Source organism: Pseudomonas sp. YNh (assembly GCF_037993085.1).
Classification (GTDB): domain Bacteria; phylum Pseudomonadota; class Gammaproteobacteria; order Pseudomonadales; family Pseudomonadaceae; genus Aquipseudomonas; species Aquipseudomonas putida.
On sequence record NZ_JBBMRJ010000014.1, the window covers coordinates 96,558 to 113,869 of the forward strand.

The 17,312-nt window shown below is 60.8% G+C and carries 15 protein-coding genes; 8 read left to right on the plus strand and 7 right to left on the minus strand.

Annotation, left to right across the window (positions count from 1 at the left end; genetic code table 11):
• Window positions 1-159 precede the first annotated feature (159 nt).
• Both WF331_RS16155 and WF331_RS29330 read left to right on the plus strand, forming a co-directional pair.
• Entirely contained in the window at window positions 160-2,568 is a 2,409-nt protein-coding gene (locus WF331_RS16155; protein ID WP_284360710.1) for a membrane-bound PQQ-dependent dehydrogenase, glucose/quinate/shikimate family, read from the plus strand.
• Window positions 2,569-2,623: 55 nt separating this feature from the next.
• A complete protein-coding gene (locus tag WF331_RS29330) occupies window positions 2,624-2,950 on the plus strand; it encodes a winged helix-turn-helix domain-containing protein (protein ID WP_431357569.1) in 327 nt (108 codons plus the stop codon).
• Window positions 2,951-3,010: 60 nt separating this feature from the next.
• Here WF331_RS29330 and WF331_RS16160 read toward each other — a convergent pair whose 3' ends face one another.
• From WF331_RS16160 to WF331_RS16180, 5 genes are all read right to left on the minus strand, one after another.
• The gene (locus WF331_RS16160; protein WP_284397887.1) at window positions 3,011-4,384 is read right to left on the minus strand and encodes an LLM class flavin-dependent oxidoreductase; all 1,374 of its coding nucleotides are present in this window, start codon (window positions 4,382-4,384) and stop codon (window positions 3,011-3,013) included.
• A gap of 35 nt (window positions 4,385-4,419) precedes the next feature.
• Window positions 4,420-5,265: an amino acid ABC transporter permease gene (locus tag WF331_RS16165; protein WP_340623098.1), complete on the minus strand. Its 846-nt coding sequence runs from the start codon at window positions 5,263-5,265 to the stop codon at window positions 4,420-4,422.
• Window positions 5,262-6,083, minus strand: a complete 822-nt coding sequence (locus WF331_RS16170; protein ID WP_016499245.1) for an ABC transporter substrate-binding protein — start codon at window positions 6,081-6,083, stop codon at window positions 5,262-5,264. Before WF331_RS16170 ends, WF331_RS16165 begins: the two co-directional genes overlap by 4 nt.
• Window positions 6,084-6,196: 113 nt before the next feature.
• Window positions 6,197-7,126 carry a DMT family transporter gene (locus tag WF331_RS16175; protein WP_041167690.1) on the minus strand — a complete coding sequence of 310 codons (930 nt, stop codon included), beginning with the start codon at window positions 7,124-7,126 and terminating at the stop codon, window positions 6,197-6,199.
• A gap of 296 nt (window positions 7,127-7,422) precedes the next feature.
• Window positions 7,423-8,016, minus strand: a complete 594-nt coding sequence (locus WF331_RS16180; RefSeq protein ID WP_016499247.1) for a helix-turn-helix domain-containing protein — start codon at window positions 8,014-8,016, stop codon at window positions 7,423-7,425.
• A gap of 344 nt (window positions 8,017-8,360) precedes the next feature.
• On the opposite strand from WF331_RS16180, the gene glnT reads away from it, so the two are divergent.
• The 5 genes from glnT (at window position 8,361) to WF331_RS16205 (ending at window position 14,181) form a co-directional block, all read left to right on the plus strand.
• A complete protein-coding gene (gene glnT, locus WF331_RS16185) occupies window positions 8,361-9,695 on the plus strand; it encodes a type III glutamate--ammonia ligase (RefSeq protein WP_016499248.1) in 1,335 nt (444 codons plus the stop codon).
• A gap of 66 nt (window positions 9,696-9,761) precedes the next feature.
• Complete coding sequence (locus WF331_RS16190; protein WP_284360718.1) at window positions 9,762-10,667, plus strand: class II glutamine amidotransferase; 906 nt, start codon at window positions 9,762-9,764, stop codon at window positions 10,665-10,667.
• Window positions 10,668-10,694: 27 nt separating this feature from the next.
• Window positions 10,695-11,369 (plus strand): GltB/FmdC/FwdC-like GXGXG domain-containing protein, encoded by a 675-nt coding sequence (locus tag WF331_RS16195; protein ID WP_016499250.1) that lies wholly within the window; start codon window positions 10,695-10,697, stop codon window positions 11,367-11,369.
• 15 nt (window positions 11,370-11,384) lie between these two features.
• Window positions 11,385-12,710, plus strand: coding sequence for an FMN-binding glutamate synthase family protein (locus tag WF331_RS16200; protein WP_284397888.1), 1,326 nt, complete (start codon window positions 11,385-11,387; stop codon window positions 12,708-12,710).
• A 166-nt stretch (window positions 12,711-12,876) separates the two neighbouring features.
• Complete coding sequence (locus WF331_RS16205; RefSeq protein WP_016499252.1) at window positions 12,877-14,181, plus strand: ammonium transporter; 1,305 nt, start codon at window positions 12,877-12,879, stop codon at window positions 14,179-14,181.
• A 124-nt stretch (window positions 14,182-14,305) separates the two neighbouring features.
• Here the strand turns inward: WF331_RS16205 and WF331_RS16210 are convergent, their stop codons facing one another.
• The gene (locus WF331_RS16210; protein WP_016499253.1) at window positions 14,306-15,718 is read right to left on the minus strand and encodes a purine-cytosine permease family protein; all 1,413 of its coding nucleotides are present in this window, start codon (window positions 15,716-15,718) and stop codon (window positions 14,306-14,308) included.
• 412 nt (window positions 15,719-16,130) lie between these two features.
• Complete coding sequence (locus WF331_RS16215) at window positions 16,131-16,583, minus strand: Lrp/AsnC family transcriptional regulator (RefSeq protein WP_016499254.1); 453 nt, start codon at window positions 16,581-16,583, stop codon at window positions 16,131-16,133.
• Between the two features lie 111 nt (window positions 16,584-16,694).
• Here WF331_RS16215 and WF331_RS16220 point away from each other — a divergent pair, with 111 nt between their 5' ends.
• Window positions 16,695-17,309, plus strand: coding sequence for a LysE family translocator (locus tag WF331_RS16220; protein ID WP_016499255.1), 615 nt, complete (start codon window positions 16,695-16,697; stop codon window positions 17,307-17,309).
• The last annotated feature ends 3 nt before the right edge of the window (window positions 17,310-17,312 follow it).

Consider the following 17,312-nt stretch of genomic DNA (forward strand, 5'->3'; position numbering starts at 1 on the left):
CCGTTCAGGCGTGCAAATGAGAGCGCTCTCATAGAACATGGATGTTCGAAAGTCTGGTTTAGGGACGCGTGGATGGAGCCTCGGGAGAGGGTCTGGCGCAGCGCTTTGGACGGTTTTTGATTGAGGGGCCTGACCCCTCGCGTGAATCTAGGAAAACGCATGAGATTTAAGAGCGTCTTACCGATAGCCATCGGTGTCGTGTTGACGTTGCTTGGCGCAGGGCTCGCCTTTGGTGGAGCCAAACTGATATCGCTGGGCGGCAGCTGGTACTACCTTTTGGCTGGCCTAGCCATGGCGGCTACTGGTCTCACCCTGGTCAAAAAGAAGATCGTTGCGACCTGGATTTCCTTGGCGTTGCTGGTGGCTACCGCGTGCTGGGCATTCTGGGAAGTTGGCTTTGATTTCTGGCAGCTTGTTCCGCGCTTGATCACCTTCATCGTGATTGCATTGGTACTGGTGCTGATCGTGCCGCTGCTTGAGGGTAATCGTCGACTGATGGGCAATCCGGCACGCGCCGCTATCAGCTCGCTCCTCATCATCAGCCTGGTTTGCTTTGGCTACGGTATGTTCCAGCCACATGCAACCGTAGTGGCGAAGAAGGGCAGCACCTCCTCAGTGGTCGTGCCGGATGCAGGTCAATCAGACGGTAATGATTGGACAGCGTATGGCCGCAATACCCATGGTGAGCGTTTCGCTCAGTTCGACCAGATCAACAAGGCCAACGTCAAGGATCTGCAAGTTGCCTGGACGTTCCGTACTGGCGATATGGCGATCAATGGCGCCGAGTACCAGGGCACACCGCTCAAGGTTGATGACACGGTTTACCTCTGCACACCACTTAACAAAGTATTTGCACTTGATCCGGTGACGGGTGCCGAAAAGTGGAAGTACGACCCGGTGATTCAGGAAACCCCGTCCAACCGTACGTGGAAGCGGTGCCGTGGACTTGGCTACTACGATGTAGACAAGGCTCAAGCTGCCGTAGCAAACGGGGATACGGTAGTCGACCCATCGGTAGCTGCTCAGCCTGCTGAATGTCGTCGCCGTATCGTCATGACGACAGTGGATGCTCGCCTGATTGAGCTCGATGCGGATACTGGTAAGACATGCGGTAGCTTTGGTAATCACGGTACCGTTGATTTGCTCAAAGGCATTGGCCCGAACACCGACGGCTCTTACTATCTGACTTCGGCTCCGCTTGTGGCCGGGGACGTGATCATTGTCGGTGGCAAGATCAACGACAACCTCAAGACCGGCGAACCGTCAGGTGTGACGCGCGGTTTTGATGTTCGAACCGGCGAATTGCTCTGGGCTTGGGAGGCGTTGAACCCGAAGCGGGGCGTGCCATTACCTGCGGGTGAAAACTATCCTGCAGAGTCGCCCAACTTCTGGGGTACCGCTTCGTATGATGCAAAGCTGGGGTTGGCCTACATTCCTACAGGCAATCAGACACCGGACTTCTGGAACGGTGATCGCAAGCCTGGCTCGGATGAGTACAACGATTCGATCGTTGCTATCGACGTGAGGACCGGTGTCGATAAATGGCACTTCCGCACTGCCAACAACGACATGTTCGACTACGACGTGTCCGCCCAACCGATTCTGTACGACCTCCCGAACAAAAAGGGTGACACGACTCCGGTTGTGATCGCGATGACCAAACGTGGCCAGATCTTTGTTCTCGATCGACGCGATGGCACCCCTGTGTTCCCGGTGGAGCAGCGCAAGGTTGCAACCGATGGCGTCCCAGGTATGCGGATTTCGCCGACCCAGCCTTACTCACAGCTGTCCGTTGGAGCGGATCGTCTCAAAGAGTCGGATATGTGGGGCGGTACTGTCTTTGATCAACTGATGTGCCGAATCGATTTCAAAGGCATGCGTTGGGAAGGGGAGTTTACGCCGCTGGTTGAAGGCCAGGCCACACTGATCTACCCGGGTTACTATGGGGGCTTCAACTGGGGCGGCGGTGCAATTGATGCATCCACTGGTACCCTGATCGTCAACGATATCCGTATGGCTCAATGGGGTCGTTTTATCAAACAGGATGAGGCCAAGCGCATTGGCCTGGTACCGACTACCGAAGGCGAATATTCCGAGCAGCTGGGCACGCCGTGGGGTGTAGAACGTTCGATGTTTGTGTCGCCGCTGGGCGTGCCATGCTTCAAGCCCCCATTCGGCACCATGACTGCCATCGACCTCACCTCGGGTGAGACCAAATGGCAGGTGCCGATGGGCAGTATTCAGGATGCACCCGTGCACGGCATCGTCCCTGGCGTCTACATGCCGCTTGGCATGCCCACCATGGGCGGGCCGCTGGTTACTAAAGGCGGTTTGACCTTCTTCCACGGCACTCTGGATTACTACATCCGAGCCTTGGATAACGACACGGGTGAAGAGCTGTGGCGCGGTCGTCTGCCGGTTGGTGGTCAGGGCGCTCCAATGTCCTACGTTGGTCGTGACGGCAAGCAGTACATCGTTGTTACCGTGGGCGGGGCAACCCGTACAGGTTCCAACGAAAACCGTGGCGACTATGTGATCGCTTACGCTTTGCCGAGCGCTGGCAAGTAATATCCCTCCCTGGTTGCAGGTCAATGACCTGCAACCCTCCGAGACATTGCGAATCTTGAACAGAATTGCTGCTGGTGCAGGTCACTTAGCCTTTTCAGACCTGCATCTGGATCCTGCTTGTCGCGAGGTTAGCTGCGATGGTAGGCGCATCGTCCTCAAAGCGACGTCATGCAGGCTATTGGAAGCTCTCATAGTTAATCCTGAGCAAATCGTGTCGAGATCCGCCCTGTTCGAGGCGGTCTGGGGTTTCCATTTCGACCCTGGGACAAAGGTGCTGGAAGTGCAGCTAAGCTATCTACGCAAGGTACTCGTCGCCCTGGGCTGTAGCGTACGCATTCATACGCATCGAGGTATCGGTCTCAGCCTGCATGGACAGCGGTAACCCGCCTTCAACTAAATTCAGCGCGTGAAGGCCGGGGGATCAGGGAAAAGTAGCCCTGAGTCACTGCTGCCGGAAAGACGCTCCATAAGCAGATGATGGCAGTCGGCTCGAGCGGTCATCTCTGAGGCGAGACCGGAAGGTTCCGCTTTGCGCTTGCGTGCGATAAAGCCCGCGTTTTTGGAGTTCAGGCACAATCAGCTCGACGAAATCCTCCAAGGTGCCAGGACTGGTGAGCGGGTTCAGCATGTAACCACTTGTTCCCGAAATGCGGGCGTGCTCCTCGATGCAGTCGGCTACTTGCTCAGGCGTTCCTACCAGAATCAAATCTGTACCGCGTGTGACGTTGGCAAAACGCTTCCTGACGTCACCTGCCGTCAACGGCTTGCCGCTGCCGTCTGGTCGCATCATGTAGGAGGTCAAACCTTCGGTATGGGTCGAGAGCGCATCGCCGTCCGCATAGCGGCTAAGGTCGATGCCTGTATCGCCGGCATAGCTGACCAATTGTGCTTCCAGGTGATAGTTGCTCTGGAGCGCGTCATACTTTCTCTGGGCTTCAATCTCTGTTTTCGCCGTGACGATCCGCAGCACCGTAAGCGATTTCACGTCATCCCGAGCACGTCCACGAGCCTGTGCCATCGTCCAGATTTCTTCCAGCCCCTGGCGGATTTCATGTGGGTTGGATTTGGCGATGAAAATCAGCTCTGCATGTTTGGCTGCGAACTCTCGGCCCCGGCCTGACCAACCGGCCTGGATAAGCAGCGGGGTTCGCTGCGGGGAAGGCGCTGTCAGGTGAGGGCCTGCCACGCGGTAGCGCTCCCCGCAATGATTGATCGGTCTCACCCGCTCGCCACGGGCGTAGCGCTGACCCGCTTTGTCCTGCACCACTGCGTCGTCCGCCCAGCTGCCCTCCCAGAGCTTGTAGGCCACATCCATGAATTCCTCCGCGCGTTCGTAGCGGTCGGCATGCTTGAGCATCTCTTCCAGGCCGAAGTTGCGAGCAGCACTGGAAAGGTAGGACGTCACGATGTTCCAGGCGATCCGGCCACCGGTCATGTGATCGAGCGTGCTGAAGCGTCGGGCATGTGTGAAGGGATGCTCGTAGGTGGTGGTAACGGTAGCGCCGAATGCCAGATTCCTGGTGATCGCAGCTAGCCCCGGAATGATCATCAACGGGTCGTTCGCAGGCGCTTCTACCGCCCACTTCACTGCTGCTTCAGCGCTCCCGCCGAAGACGTCGTAGAAGCCCAGGACATCTGCGAAGAAGAGCATGTCGAGGTTAGCCTGGTCGGCGATACGGGCTTGGTTCGACCAGAAATCAAACGTGTTGGCGGCCAGGCGCTCATCAGCTGGATGAGTCCATAGGCTGGGTGCTCCACCGCAGCCAACGCTCGCTTGTTCGTATAGCGCAAACAATAGGGGTTTGGGGTCGGACATCATTTTTCCTGTCTTCATTGATATCAGCTGGCAGCTCACCGCTGATTCTGGAACCCTTTGCCGAAGTGGCGTTCAAGACGGTGCTGAATGAGCTCCAGCCCAATGGACAGCAGCCAGTAGATGAGCGCGGCAGTGGCGAGCATTTCGATATAACGGTATGAGGAGCGTCCGTAGGACTGCGCCAGGAACATCACTTCCCACACCCCCATTACCGAAATGAGCGACGAGTCCTTCAGCATCGAGATGAACTGGCTGGTGGTCGGGGGGATGATCGTCCTCATCGCCTGCGGGAGCACAACATGGAGGAACGCCGAGGTCGGCCTCAAGCCAAGCGCAGCAGCCGCTTCTCGCTGCCCGGGTGGGACAGCCATGATGCCGGCACGAAAAATTTCGCTGAGGTAGGCGCCGTAGTTGAGCGACAGTGCAATGATCCCTGCGCTAATCGCTCCCGGCACCACACCCAGTTGCGGTAAGCCGAGGTAAATGAGCAGGATCTGGATCAACAGCGGCGTACCGCGAAAAAACGATGCATAGAAGCTCGCCACGCCGAACGCCACAGCGCTGCGTGATAACCGCGCCAGCGCCGTAACAAAGCCCAGCAGCAACGAAAACCCTATCGAGCAAATACAGAGGAACAGCGTCAGTGCTGCACCCTGAAGGAAGCCGTTTGGTCCCAGCCGCAGGCCTACAAGGTTGGGCCATTTATCCAGGATGATCGAGAACTTCAGGTCAAAGCTCAGGAAGAAGAAGATGCAAAAGCCAAGCAATGCCCCCCAGGTCAGATACAGGCGGGTCTTGAACCCAAAGGTCCGACCAAGCAGGCTCGATTTCACGTTGGGTGCGAGAACGGACTTTGCGGGATGTGGGTTGAGGACTGTCATTTACTGATATCGGCGCCGATCCACTTCTGGGAAATCTTGGCCAGTGTTCCATCGGCCTTGAGTGCTGTGATGACCTCAGTGACCTTTTCATTCCACTGCGGATCGCCTTTCTCAATAGCGATTACGTTGGGTTCGGCGTACAAAGTCTCGCCTGTGATTTTGAAGCGTGGATCCTGGGCAATACGCTCCTTGGCAGTGATCAGATTGGTGACCATTGCGTCCAGGCGCACGCCGGTGCCCAGTGCCAGATCCTGGAAGGCGACAGTTTCGTTGTCATACGGCGCAGCCTGGGCGTTATCAAACGGGTAGATGAGAGGTTTGTCTTCTGCCCCTTCGATGGTGAGATCTTTGTTCAGGTAAGCCTCGTAGGTCGAGGCGCTAATGACGCCAACTTTCTTGCCTGACAAATCTTTTCCCGAGGTGATGGCGGTGTCCTTGGCGTTGACCACAATCACCGCTGGCGACTGGTAATACTCGACCGGGAAGTCGAACACCTCAGCACGCGCCTTGCTCGGCGTCATTGAGCAGACACAGATATCGTAACGGCCACTCCAGCGGCCTGCGGCGATGACATCCCAAGAGGGCGTTTCGAGCTTGAGCCTCACCCCAAGACGCTCGGCTACGGCCTTGGCGACATCCACGTCAAAGCCATCCAGCTGGTTTTGCTCATTCAAGAATGAGAATGGCGGGTAGTTCTCCATCAGCACGCCGGTAAGCTCACCCTTGCCCTGGACACGATCAAGCGTTGCGCCCGCAAAGGCCGTTGAGGAAGCCACCAGTAAGGCAAGGCCCAAAGGTAAAAGTGGGAAGGCTTTCAACGACTGACACTCCATAGGTTTTGATTTTTAATATTAAAACGCAATATAAAATCAGTTGATACAAACATTATGGAATATGCTTGGTTCCGGGCGCTATATCTACAGTGCTTTGATCAATGCGCGCAGCGGCTGGTATCCCCTTGCTCCGCCGGTGCCTTGCGCGCCGCCGCCAGCAGGGTCGCCAGCACGATTAGCGCTGCACCAACGGCCATGCGCAGGCTCGGCTGATCACCAAACAGCCACCAGGCGCCGATGATCGCGTACACCGGTTCCAGCGCGATGATCATGCCGGCCGTCCGCGCTTCCAGGCCTTCCAGGCTCTTGACGAACAAAAACTGCGACAGCCCGGTGCAGAACACGCCCAGCAGCGCCAGGTTGACCCAGTCGCTGCCCGCCAGGCTGGTGCTGCCCAGGTGGGTGAAGGCAAACGGTGCCACCAGCGCGGCCACCACCACGTTCTGCCAGAAGGCCACCTGCATGGCGTTCATGCTTGATGCATTGCGGCGGTTGGCCACGGTCAGCAGGGCGAATGCCAGGCCCGAACCCAGTCCCCACAGCAGGCCGATGGTGCCGTTGTCCAGCAGGTCGAAAGTCGGCACCACCAACACCAGGCCGGCGGTAACCATCAGCAGCAGCAAACCTTGCACGGCCCCGATACGTTGGCCAAATACACCGCGCTCGATCATGGCAATGAACGCCGGGAAGCTGGCGAAGCCCAGAGTGGCCATCGCCACGCCGCCGACTTTGACGGCAATGAAGAAGGTCACCCAGTGGGCTGCCAGCAGGGCGCCGGTCAGGCCCAGCACCGGCAAATTGCGCAGAGTGAGCGCATCGAGCAGGCGGGTGCCCTTGAGCCCGGCGACGAAGCCCAGGGCAATGAAGGCGAAGGTGGCGCGGCCGAAGGTGATGATGCTGGCGTCGGCGTCGATCAAGTGACCAAGGATGCCGGTCAGGCCGAACAGCACAGCGGCAATATGGGCAACGCACAGGGCGTTACGGTGGCCGGTGGCAGCACCGGCTACGGGGATTGAAGTCGCGATCATGGCAGTCAAGTCTTCACAATGTGGCGCGCGCAAACACTCCCTGCTGGCGCTGCGCAGGCCTCTGATACTGGGAGTTTTTATCGTTATGAGCCCAAGCGAATTGCCCGGTGCAAAAAGGCGCCACAGCGTTGGAATTGTGAAGCGAGGCTGTTTTACTCGCGGCTACCACGTCGGCCAGCCCACGGCGCGGGGCTGGTCGATGTGTGTATTATTTTTGTATACAGGGTTTTGCAGCCGATTGCGGGCGACGTGTGCTTGTCTGATCGCGACATCGGCGGTTGCCTTGCAGCGCCGCGTCATTCGTCGCCGTAGTTCATGATCGACAGCAGGCGTATGGGCACCTGCACCAGTTGCTCAGGGCCATGTGGGGTTTCGCCGTCGAAGGTCAGGCTGTCGCCGGCGTGCATGTGGTAGAGCCGGTTGCCATGGCGATACACCAGTTCGCCCTCCAGCAAGTGGAGGAACTCGGTGCCGGGGTGGGCGAAGGTGGGGAACTCTTCGCTAGCGTCGTCCATGCTCACCATATAGGCCTCGAAGTTCTTCTTCGGCCCCCTGGCGTGATTGAGCAAGTGGTAGGTGTGGCCCTTCTCGGTGCCGCGGCGTACCACTTCCAGCCCTTCGCCGGCCTTCACCAGCAGGGCATTGCCATCGGGCTGGTCATATTGGCTGAACAGCTTGGCCATCGGCATGCCCAGCACGTCACACAGGCGGCTGAGGGTGTCGAGGCTGGTGGACACCTGGGCGTTCTCGATCTTGCTCAGCATGCCCTGGCTGATGCCGGCGATCCGTGCCACATCGGCGAGCTTGAGGGACTGGGCCTGGCGCTGGCGCTTGATCTGCAGGCCAAGGTACTGCTCCAGGCGAAGGCGCGGTTCGGTTTCAGTCGACATCGAATGTCCTGCACAGTTTCAGTTCAAGAATAAAGTTTTCGCACTGGGAAAGTGCGAAATGCAGCTGCGCTGGCCGCTTCTTTCCTCAGGTGAAAACAAGTTTCCCATAAATAGAACAGAAAAACCTGCCTGGGTTTTGTCTTGCCGGTGCCGGCTTCTGCGCGGGCAAGTCCGCTCCCACAGGGCTTTGCGGCGAATCCTGAGGGAGCGGGCTTGCCCGCGCAGAGGCCCCAACAGGCACCCAAGGCGCACCTTGAACAAACTTGGCAAGCGCATTGCATTCCTGAGAGGAAAGTAAGTTTCCCTTGCGGAATCATTGCCCCTTGCCCAGGAGTGTTCAACCCATGTTGCCAGCAGAAACCCAGCGCACCCTCGACCAACACGGCATCAAGTACGTGCTGGCGCAGTTCGTCGACATCCATGGTTCGGCGAAGACCAAATCGGTGCCGGTATCGGGCCTGAAGATGGTAGCCGAGGAGGGCGCCGGCTTTGCCGGGTTCGCCATCTGCGGCATGGGCATGGAGCCGCACGGCCCGGACTTCATGGCCCGCGGCGACCTGTCCACGCTGGTTCCGGTGCCTTGGCAGCCGGGCTATGGCCGGGTGGTGTGCGTGGGCCATGTCAACGGCAAGCCTTGGCCCTACGACACCCGCTACGTGTTGCAGCAGCAGGTGCAGCGCCTGGCCGACAAGGGCTGGACCCTGAATACCGGCCTTGAGCCTGAGTTCAGCCTTTTCCGCCGCGACGAAGGCGGCAAGCTGCAACTGGTGGACGCCTCCGACAACCTCGACAAACCCTGCTACGACTACAAGGGCCTGTCGCGCTCGCGGCTGTTCCTCGAGCGCCTGACCGAGGCGCTGCAGCCGGTGGGCTTCGACATCTACCAGATCGACCACGAAGACGCCAACGGCCAGTTCGAGATCAACTACACCTACAGCGATGCCATGGAGTCGGCCGACCGTTTCACCTTTTTCCGCATGGCCGCCGGTGAGATCGCCAACGACCTGGGCATGATCTGCTCGTTCATGCCCAAGCCCGACCCCAAGCGCGCCGGCAACGGCATGCACTTTCACCTGTCGCTGGCCAGCAGCACCCACAAGAACCTGTTCCACGACCCGTCCGACAGCAGCGGCATGGGCCTGTCGAAGCTGGCCTACCACTTTGCCGCAGGGCTGATGGCACACGGCCCGGCGCTGTGTGCCTTTGCGGCGCCGACGGTCAATTCCTACAAGCGTCTGGTGGTGGGCCGGTCGTTGTCGGGCTCCACCTGGGCCCCGGCCTTCGTTGCCTGGGGGGCCAACAACCGTTCGGCGATGGTACGCATTCCTTATGGTCGCCTGGAGTTTCGCCTGCCGGACGCCGGCTGCAACCCGTACCTGGTCACCGCCGCGATCATTGCTGCCGGCCTGGATGGCATTGACCGCCAGCTGGACCCGGGCGAGATGTGCAATGAAAACCTGTACACCCTCAGCCTTGAAGAAATTGCCGCACGCGGCATCAAGACCCTGCCGCAATCGCTGAAGGAGGCCGCCGACGCGCTCGAAGCCGACCCGTTGTTCCGCGAGGTGCTGGGCGCCGAGATCGTCGACGAGTTCATCAAGCTCAAGCGCATGGAGTGGGTGGAGTACTGCCGCCACGTCTCCGACTGGGAAATCCAGCGTTACACCGAGTTCTTCTGACCGCCCCCAATCCCCTGGGCGGCCAATACGAGAGCGGTCGCCCACTGCCTAGTAAGGAGCATCACCATGTGTGGAATTGTAGGCCTGTACCTGAAAAAGCCCGAGCTGGAAGCCCAGCTTGGCAAGCTCTTCGAACCCATGCTCGAAGCCATGACCGACCGTGGCCCGGACAGCGCCGGCTTTGCCATCTACGGCGACGAAGTGGCCGATGGCTGGGTCAAGCTGACCCTGCAAGCGGCCGATATAAATTACCCGTGGACCACCCTGATGGGCCAGCTGGAAGGGCACCTGGGCTGCTCGCTGGACTGGTTCCAGAACGCCAGCGCCGCAGTGCTCAAGGTGCATACCGATGAAGCTGCGGCCCGCGCCGCGCTGGCTGCGCTCGCGCCGGACGTGCGCATCATGAGCGCCGGGCAGAGCATCGAAATCCTCAAGGGCATGGGCTTGCCGGCGGAAATTTCCAGTCGCTACGGCCTGGCCGGCATGAAGGGCAGCCACATTATCGGCCACACCCGCATGGCCACCGAAAGCGCCGTGACCATGGAAGGCAGCCACCCGTTTTCCACCGGCGCCGACCTGTGCCTGGTGCACAACGGCTCGCTGTCCAACCACTTTCGCCTGCGCCAGGAGCTCAAGCGCGAAGGCATCAGTTTCGAAACCGACAACGACACTGAAGTGGCCGCCGGTTACCTGACCTGGCGCCTGCAGCAGGGTGACAGCCTGGCCCAGGCCCTGGATGGCGCACTGGAAGACCTGGACGGCTTCTTCACCTTTGCCATCGGCACCCGCAACGGCTTTGCCGTGATCCGCGACCCGATTGCCTGCAAGCCGGCGGTGCTGGCCGAGACCGAAGACTACGTGGCCATGGCCTCGGAATACCAGGCACTGGCCGGCCTGCCAGGCATCGAGCACGCCAAGGTCTGGGAACCGGCCCCGGCCACGCTGTACGTCTGGGAACGCGAAAGCGCCTGACCTGCCACCGAACCCCTGGAGAACCATATGAAGACGATCGACCTGTCCAGCACTTCGGTGCGTGTGCTCAACCAGTCCTTGCACGGCGAGGTGCAGGACCTGGAATGGCAAGTGACCCACCCTGGCGGCAAGCACAACCTGGCTGTCGGCATCAACGCTGCCGTGGCGGTGGATATCGAAGGCCATGCCGGCTACTACTGCGCCGGCATGAACCAGCAGGCCAGTGTCACCGTGCACGGCAACGTCGGTGTGGGTGTGGCCGAGAACATGATGTCCGGTTCGGTGCGGGTCAAGGGCAGTGCCTCCCAGGCCGCTGGTGCCACTGCCCATGGCGGGCTGCTGGTGATCGAGGGTGACGCCGGTGCCCGTTGCGGTATTTCCATGAAAGGCGTGGACATCGTGGTAGGCGGCAACATCGGCCACATGAGCTGCTTCATGGGCCAGGCCGGGCGCCTGGTGGTGTGTGGCGATGCCGGCGATGCGCTGGGCGACTCGCTGTACGAGGTGCGCATCTACGTCAAGGGCTCGGTGCAGTCACTGGGCTCGGACTGCATCGAAAAGGAAATGCGCGCCGAACACCTGCAAGAGCTGCAGGAGCTGCTGAACAAGGCTGGCCTGGACCACAAGGCCGCCGATTTCAAACGTTACGGCTCGGCCCGCCAGCTATACAACTTCAAAGTCGACAACGCCAGCGCGTACTGATCCAGGAGCATTCCCATGAGCGAGCAATTCCCCCCGGTACTGCGTGAGTCGGCCACCTTCGATCGCCTGACCATCCAGGAAATCCAGCGTGCCGCCGAAACCGGCATCTACGACATTCGCGGTGGTGGCACCAAGCGCCGTGTGCCGCACTTCGACGACCTGCTGCTGCTGGGCGCCAGCGTGTCGCGTTACCCCCTGGAGGGCTACCGCGAGAAGTGCGGCACGGACGTGGTGCTGGGCAGCCGCTTTGCGAAAAAGCCGATTCACCTGAAAATCCCGGTGACCATCGCCGGCATGAGCTTCGGTGCGCTGTCGGCCAATGCCAAGGAAGCGCTGGGCCGTGGTGCGACCATCGCGGGCACCAGTACCACCACCGGCGACGGCGGCATGACCCCGGAAGAGCGCGGCCAGTCGCAGCATCTGGTGTATCAATACCTGCCATCGCGCTACGGTATGAATCCCGATGACCTGCGCAAGGCCGACGCCATCGAGATCGTCCTCGGCCAGGGCGCCAAGCCGGGCGGTGGCGGCATGCTGCTTGGCATGAAAGTGACCGAGCGGGTGGCCGGCATGCGCACCTTGCCGATCGGCGTCGATCAGCGCAGCGCCTGCCGCCACCCGGACTGGACCGGCCCGGACGACCTGGCGATCAAGATTGCCGAGATCCGCGAGATCACCGACTGGGAAAAACCCATCTACGTGAAGATCGGCGCCAGCCGCCCGTACTACGACGTCAAGCTGGCGGTGAAGGCCGGTGCCGACGTGATCGTGCTCGATGGCATGCAGGGCGGTACCGCAGCGACTCAGGAAGTGTTCATCGAGCACGTCGGCATCCCGATTCTGCCGGCCATCCCGCAGGCGGTGCAGGCGCTTCAGGAAATGGGCATGCACCGCAAGGTGCAGCTGATTGTCTCTGGCGGTATCCGCAACGGTGCCGACGTGGCCAAGGCCATGGCCCTGGGGGCTGACGCGGTGGCCATTGGTACGGCGGCGCTGATCGCCCTGGGTGACAACCACCCCCGCCTGGACAGCGAGCTGAGGAAGATTGGCTCGGCCGCCGGCTTCTATGACGACTGGCAAAACGGCCGCGACCCGGCCGGCATCACCACCCAGGACCCGGAGTTGGCCAAGCGCCTGAACCCGGAGGAGGCAGGGCGACGTCTGGCGAATTACCTGCGGGTGCTGGTGCTGGAGGCCCAGACCATGGCGCGGGCGTGCGGCAAGTCGCACCTGCACAACCTTGACCCGGAGGACCTGGTGGCATTGACCGTGGAAGCGGCGGCGATGGCGCGGGTGCCGTTGGCGGGGACGGCCTGGGTGCCGGGGCAGGCGCAGTACTGATCCACCGTTTTTGGGGCCGCTTTGCGGCCCTTTCGCGGCACAAGGCCGCTCCTACAGGGGATTGCCGTGCCTGAGCTTGCGCGCTCCCCTGTAGGAGCGACCTTGTGTCGCGAAAGGGCTGCAAAGCAGCCCCAAGGGCCCCCACCATTTCCACAGGAGTGACTCGATGAAGCACCTCAGCCTCGCTGTAATGTTGTTAGCCCTGGCCACCCAGGCCACTGCCGCCGAAACCACCCTGGACACCGGCAACACCGCCTGGATGATCTGCGCCGCGATGTTTGTGTTGATGATGTGCATCCCTGGCCTGGCGCTGTTCTATGGCGGCATGGTGCGTGCCAAGAACTTCCTCTCCGTGTTCACCCAGCTGTTCGCCGTGGCTGGGGTTATCGGCATCCTCTGGGTATTGTTCGGTTACAGCCTGGTGGTCGATACCACCGGCATGGTCGAGGGCCAGATCACCTTGAACAGTTTTATCGGCGGGCTGGACAAGGCACTGATGCTGGATATCGGCCATGACAGCCTGGTCGGCACCATCCCCGAAGGCGTGTTTGCGGTGTTCCAGCTGACGTTCGCCATCATCACCCCGGCGCTGATTGCCGGCGGCTTTGCCGAGCGCATGAAGTTCAGCGCTTCGTTGCTGTTCATGGCGGCGTGGTTCGTGCTGGTGTACGCACCCATCGCCCATATGGTGTGGGGCGGGCCGGGGGCGTTGATGGTCAACTGGGGCGTGCTCGATTTCGCCGGTGGTACTGCGGTGCATATCAACTCTGGCGTGGCTGCCTTGGCTGCAGCGTTGATGCTGGGCAAACGCAAGGGCTACCCTCAGGTGGCCATGCCGCCGCACAACCTCGGCTTTACCCTGGTGGGTGCGGGGTTGTTGTGGGTGGGCTGGTTCGGCTTCAACGTGGGTTCGGGGCTGGCGGCCAACGAGGGGGCCGGGGTGGTGATGCTGGCGACCATGGTGGCGGCTTGTGCGGGGATTGTCGGTTGGTTGCTGACCGAGAAGGTGATGCATGGCCGGCCGACTGCCTTGGGTGCAGCGTCGGGGGCATTGGCCGGGTTGGTGGGCATCACACCGGCTTGCGCGTTCGTCGGGCCCCTCGGTGCGCTGGTGATCGGTGTGCTGACGGGGGCCATCTGCTTCTTTGCCGTGACCCGGCTCAAGCAGGCGCTGGGGTATGACGACAGCCTCGATGTGTTCGGGCTGCATGGCGTTGGCGGGATGGTCGGGGCGGTGCTGACCGGGGTGTTCGCAGCGCCATCGCTGGGGGGCTATGTGGAGGGCGTATCGCCCATCGGGCAGGCACTGGTGCAGCTCAAGGGGGTGGTGTTCACCTTCGTGTACTGCTTCGTGGTGAGCTGGGCGATTCTCGGGGCGATCAAGCTGACTGTCGGGCTGCGGGCCAGCCGGGAGGAAGAAGAGCAGGGGCTGGACCTGGCGGAGCACAATGAGCGGGCTTACAACCTCTGATTGATGTGTTGCCAGCACCGGCCCTATCGCCGGCAAGCCAGCTCCCACAGGTACCCACTAGGCCCAGGCCTGGGGTGCTCATGTGGGAGCTGGCTTGCCGGCGATAGGGCCATTACAGGTTGAATCAGTGCCCCATGGCCAACTTGGCACTCGTCTGCCGACGACGGTAGGCACTGTCACGGCTGGCCAGCCACCAGTACAGCGGCGAGGTAATTGCCAGCCCTACCAGCCACGACAGGTCAGCCCCGTTGATGTGCTCGGAAATCGGCCCGACATACAGCGGCGTGTTCATGAACGGGATCTGCACCACGATACCTACCGCATAGGCAATCAACGCCTGTGGGTTGTAACGCCCGTAGATACCGCCATCGACCTGGAAGATCGACTGGATGTCGTAGTCACCTTTGTGGATGACATAAAAGTCGATCAGGTTGATCGCTGTCCACGGCACCAGCACCACCAGCAGCACCAGCACCATGTCGACGAAGTGGCCGATGAAGTCTGCCGAGGCGAACACCGCCACCACGCAGCAGGCCGACAGCACGATCAGCGACAGCACCGCACGGCTCTTGGCAGTAGGAATCCAGCGATAAGCGAAGGTTTGCACCAGGGTGATGATCGACAGCACCGCGCCATACAGGTTGAGGGCGTTGTGGCTGATGACGCTGAGCAGGAACAGCACCAGCATGATCGGGCCCAGGGTGCCGGTGGCCAGCTTGACCGCATCCATGGTGTCCATGCCTGCCGGGATCGCCAGTACCGCCACGGCGCCGAAGATGAACGACAGGCTCGAGCCCAGGGCAGAGCCCAGGTAGGTGGTCCAGAACGTCGAGCTGACTTTCACATCCGCCGGCAGGTAGCGCGAGTAGTCCGACACGTAGGGCGCAAAGGCGATCTGCCACAGCGCCGCCAGCGATACGGTGGCCAGCCAGCCGGCCAGGTTGAAGCTGCCACGGGTCAGGAAGTCGTCGCTTTGCACGTGGGTGAAGATGTAGCCGAAGCCGACCACGATGCCGATGCCCAGCACCCAGGTGCCGATACGGTTGAGCACGTGGATGAAGCGGTAGCCGATGATACCGATGATGCCCGACCCCAGCGCACCGATGACGATGCCCACCGGTACCGGCACGGTGTCTACCACGCCATGCAGCGACTTGCCGGCGAGCACGATGTTGGAAGCGAAGAAGCCGATGTACATGACACCGGCGATCACCACCACCAGCAGCGCACCGAGGGTGCCGAACTGCGCGCGGCTCTGGATCATCTGCGGGATGCCCATTTGCGGGCCCTGGGCCGAGTGCAGAGCCATCAGTACCCCGCCGACCAGGTGGCCGACCAGGATGGCGACGATGCCCCATATCAGGTTCAGGTGAAACAGCTGCACGCCCAGCGCGCCGGTGACGATGGGCAGCGGCGCGATATTGCCGCCGAACCACAGTGTGAACAGATCCCTTACCTTTCCATGGCGGTCTTGCGGGGGCACGTAGCCGATTGTGTGTTTTTCTATCAGGGGTGCCGAATTGGCTGCACTGGTCATGACTGACTCCAAGGCAAGGTAGGGCATCGGGAGCTGCCCGGGGGCGTGCCGGCGATGGGCGACGCGTTCTTGTTGGAGGGATGATGCGGGGCGCGGGGATAACGAGAAATTAGTAAATATGTACCCATAAACCTTAAAAAACCTAAGGCTGACAAAAGCTTAAGCGGGTGACGCTAGCAAGGACGGTGCCAGTTGGCGGCAGGGCTTGGGATAGAGGGGGTGAGCCCTGTGTCGGTAGAAAACGGTGGGCTTTGATGGTGCGTGATGCGCGTTTTCAGGGCAGCTGAATCGTTGCCTGTATAGGCCCTATCGCGAGCTTGCCCGGTGCCACAGGTATGGCGCAGCGTTTAGTACCTGTGGTGAACCTGTGGCAGCGGGCGAGCCCGCGAAAGGGCCAGTACAGGCGATGGAGCTACATCGGCAGCAACCGGTCCTGAATCACTTCTTTCATTACCAGGGTCGAGCTCAGGCGCTTCACGTTGGGAATGCTGGTCAGTTTCTCGTCGTACAGCTTCTGAAACGCCGGCAGGTCCTTGGCCACCACATGCAGCAGGTAATCCGGATCGCCAAACAACCGCTGCGCTTCGACGATCTGCGGGATCTCCGAAAGTGCCGCTTCAAAATCCGCCACTGGCTGGCGGGTGACCTCGCGCAGGGTCACGAACACCAGCGCAGCAAAGTTCAGCCCCAGGGCGCTCGGGGCCAGGCGGGCGTGATAGCCGAGTATCGCCCCGGACTCCTCCAGTGCCTTCAAGCGCCGATGGCACGGCGACAGGCTGAGCCCCACACGCTCGGCCAGCTCGGTTACCGACAGCCGACCGTCTTTTTGCAGCTCGGCAAGTATTTTTCTGTCAGTTCTGTCCATTGAGAAGAATCTTCCGGGAATTGAACGATTGCAGGGAATATACGAAAGAAAATCCCCGAGCGGAATCCGTAATCTTTCGACATCCCAAGGCAGTAGATAAGGAAGATTCAAGTGGCTATCAGTGTGCTGACGGCATTTTGGGCCGTGTCGATGCTGTTTGTGATTACCCCGGGTGCAGACTGGGCTTACGCCATTTCGGCAGGCATGCGCGGGCGCTGGGTGATGCCCGCAGTGGCGGGGATGTTGTCGGGGCATTTCCTGGCGACACTGGTGGTGGCTGCGGGTGTAGGCAGCCTGTTGGCAGGCCACCCGCTGGCGCTGACCCTGCTGACCTTGGCAGGGTGCAGCTACCTGCTGTGGCTGGGCGGCAACCTGTTGCTGAGCCCGGCATTGCCCGAGGCCGGGCAGGGTGGTGAGGGGGAGTCGGGTTCGCGTTGGGCGTTGAAAGGGTTTTGCGTCAGCGGCTTGAACCCTAAAGTGTTCCTGCTGTTCCTGGCCTTGCTGCCGCAGTTCACCGACCCGCAGTCGAGCTGGCCGGTGCCTTTGCAGATCTTGCTGCTGGGCCTGGTGCACCTGTGCAGCTCGCTGGTGATCTACTCACTGGTCGGCTATGGCGCCAAAGCCGTGCTGAGCACCCGGCCGGGGGCGGCGAAGCTGGTCGGGCGGGTATCGGGGGTGGCGATGATTACCGTGGCCCTGGGTTTGATAGCCGGGCAGATCAACTGATTT

Excerpts from the sequence above, each read along its gene's own strand:
- WF331_RS16155 (WP_284360710.1), top strand. The coding sequence starts at position 160 with ATGAGATTTAAGAGCGTCTTACCGATAGCCATCGGTGTCGTGTTGACG.
- WF331_RS16160 (WP_284397887.1), bottom strand. The coding sequence starts at position 4,384 with ATGTCCGACCCCAAACCCCTATTGTTTGCGCTATACGAACAAGCGAGC.
- WF331_RS16165 (WP_340623098.1), bottom strand. The coding sequence starts at position 5,265 with ATGACAGTCCTCAACCCACATCCCGCAAAGTCCGTTCTCGCACCCAAC.
- WF331_RS16175 (WP_041167690.1), bottom strand. The coding sequence starts at position 7,126 with ATGATCGCGACTTCAATCCCCGTAGCCGGTGCTGCCACCGGCCACCGT.
- WF331_RS16180 (WP_016499247.1), bottom strand. The coding sequence starts at position 8,016 with ATGTCGACTGAAACCGAACCGCGCCTTCGCCTGGAGCAGTACCTTGGC.
- glnT (WP_016499248.1), top strand. The coding sequence starts at position 8,361 with ATGTTGCCAGCAGAAACCCAGCGCACCCTCGACCAACACGGCATCAAG.
- WF331_RS16190 (WP_284360718.1), top strand. The coding sequence starts at position 9,762 with ATGTGTGGAATTGTAGGCCTGTACCTGAAAAAGCCCGAGCTGGAAGCC.
- WF331_RS16195 (WP_016499250.1), top strand. The coding sequence starts at position 10,695 with ATGAAGACGATCGACCTGTCCAGCACTTCGGTGCGTGTGCTCAACCAG.
- WF331_RS16200 (WP_284397888.1), top strand. The coding sequence starts at position 11,385 with ATGAGCGAGCAATTCCCCCCGGTACTGCGTGAGTCGGCCACCTTCGAT.
- WF331_RS16205 (WP_016499252.1), top strand. The coding sequence starts at position 12,877 with ATGAAGCACCTCAGCCTCGCTGTAATGTTGTTAGCCCTGGCCACCCAG.
- WF331_RS16210 (WP_016499253.1), bottom strand. The coding sequence starts at position 15,718 with ATGACCAGTGCAGCCAATTCGGCACCCCTGATAGAAAAACACACAATC.
- WF331_RS16215 (WP_016499254.1), bottom strand. The coding sequence starts at position 16,583 with ATGGACAGAACTGACAGAAAAATACTTGCCGAGCTGCAAAAAGACGGT.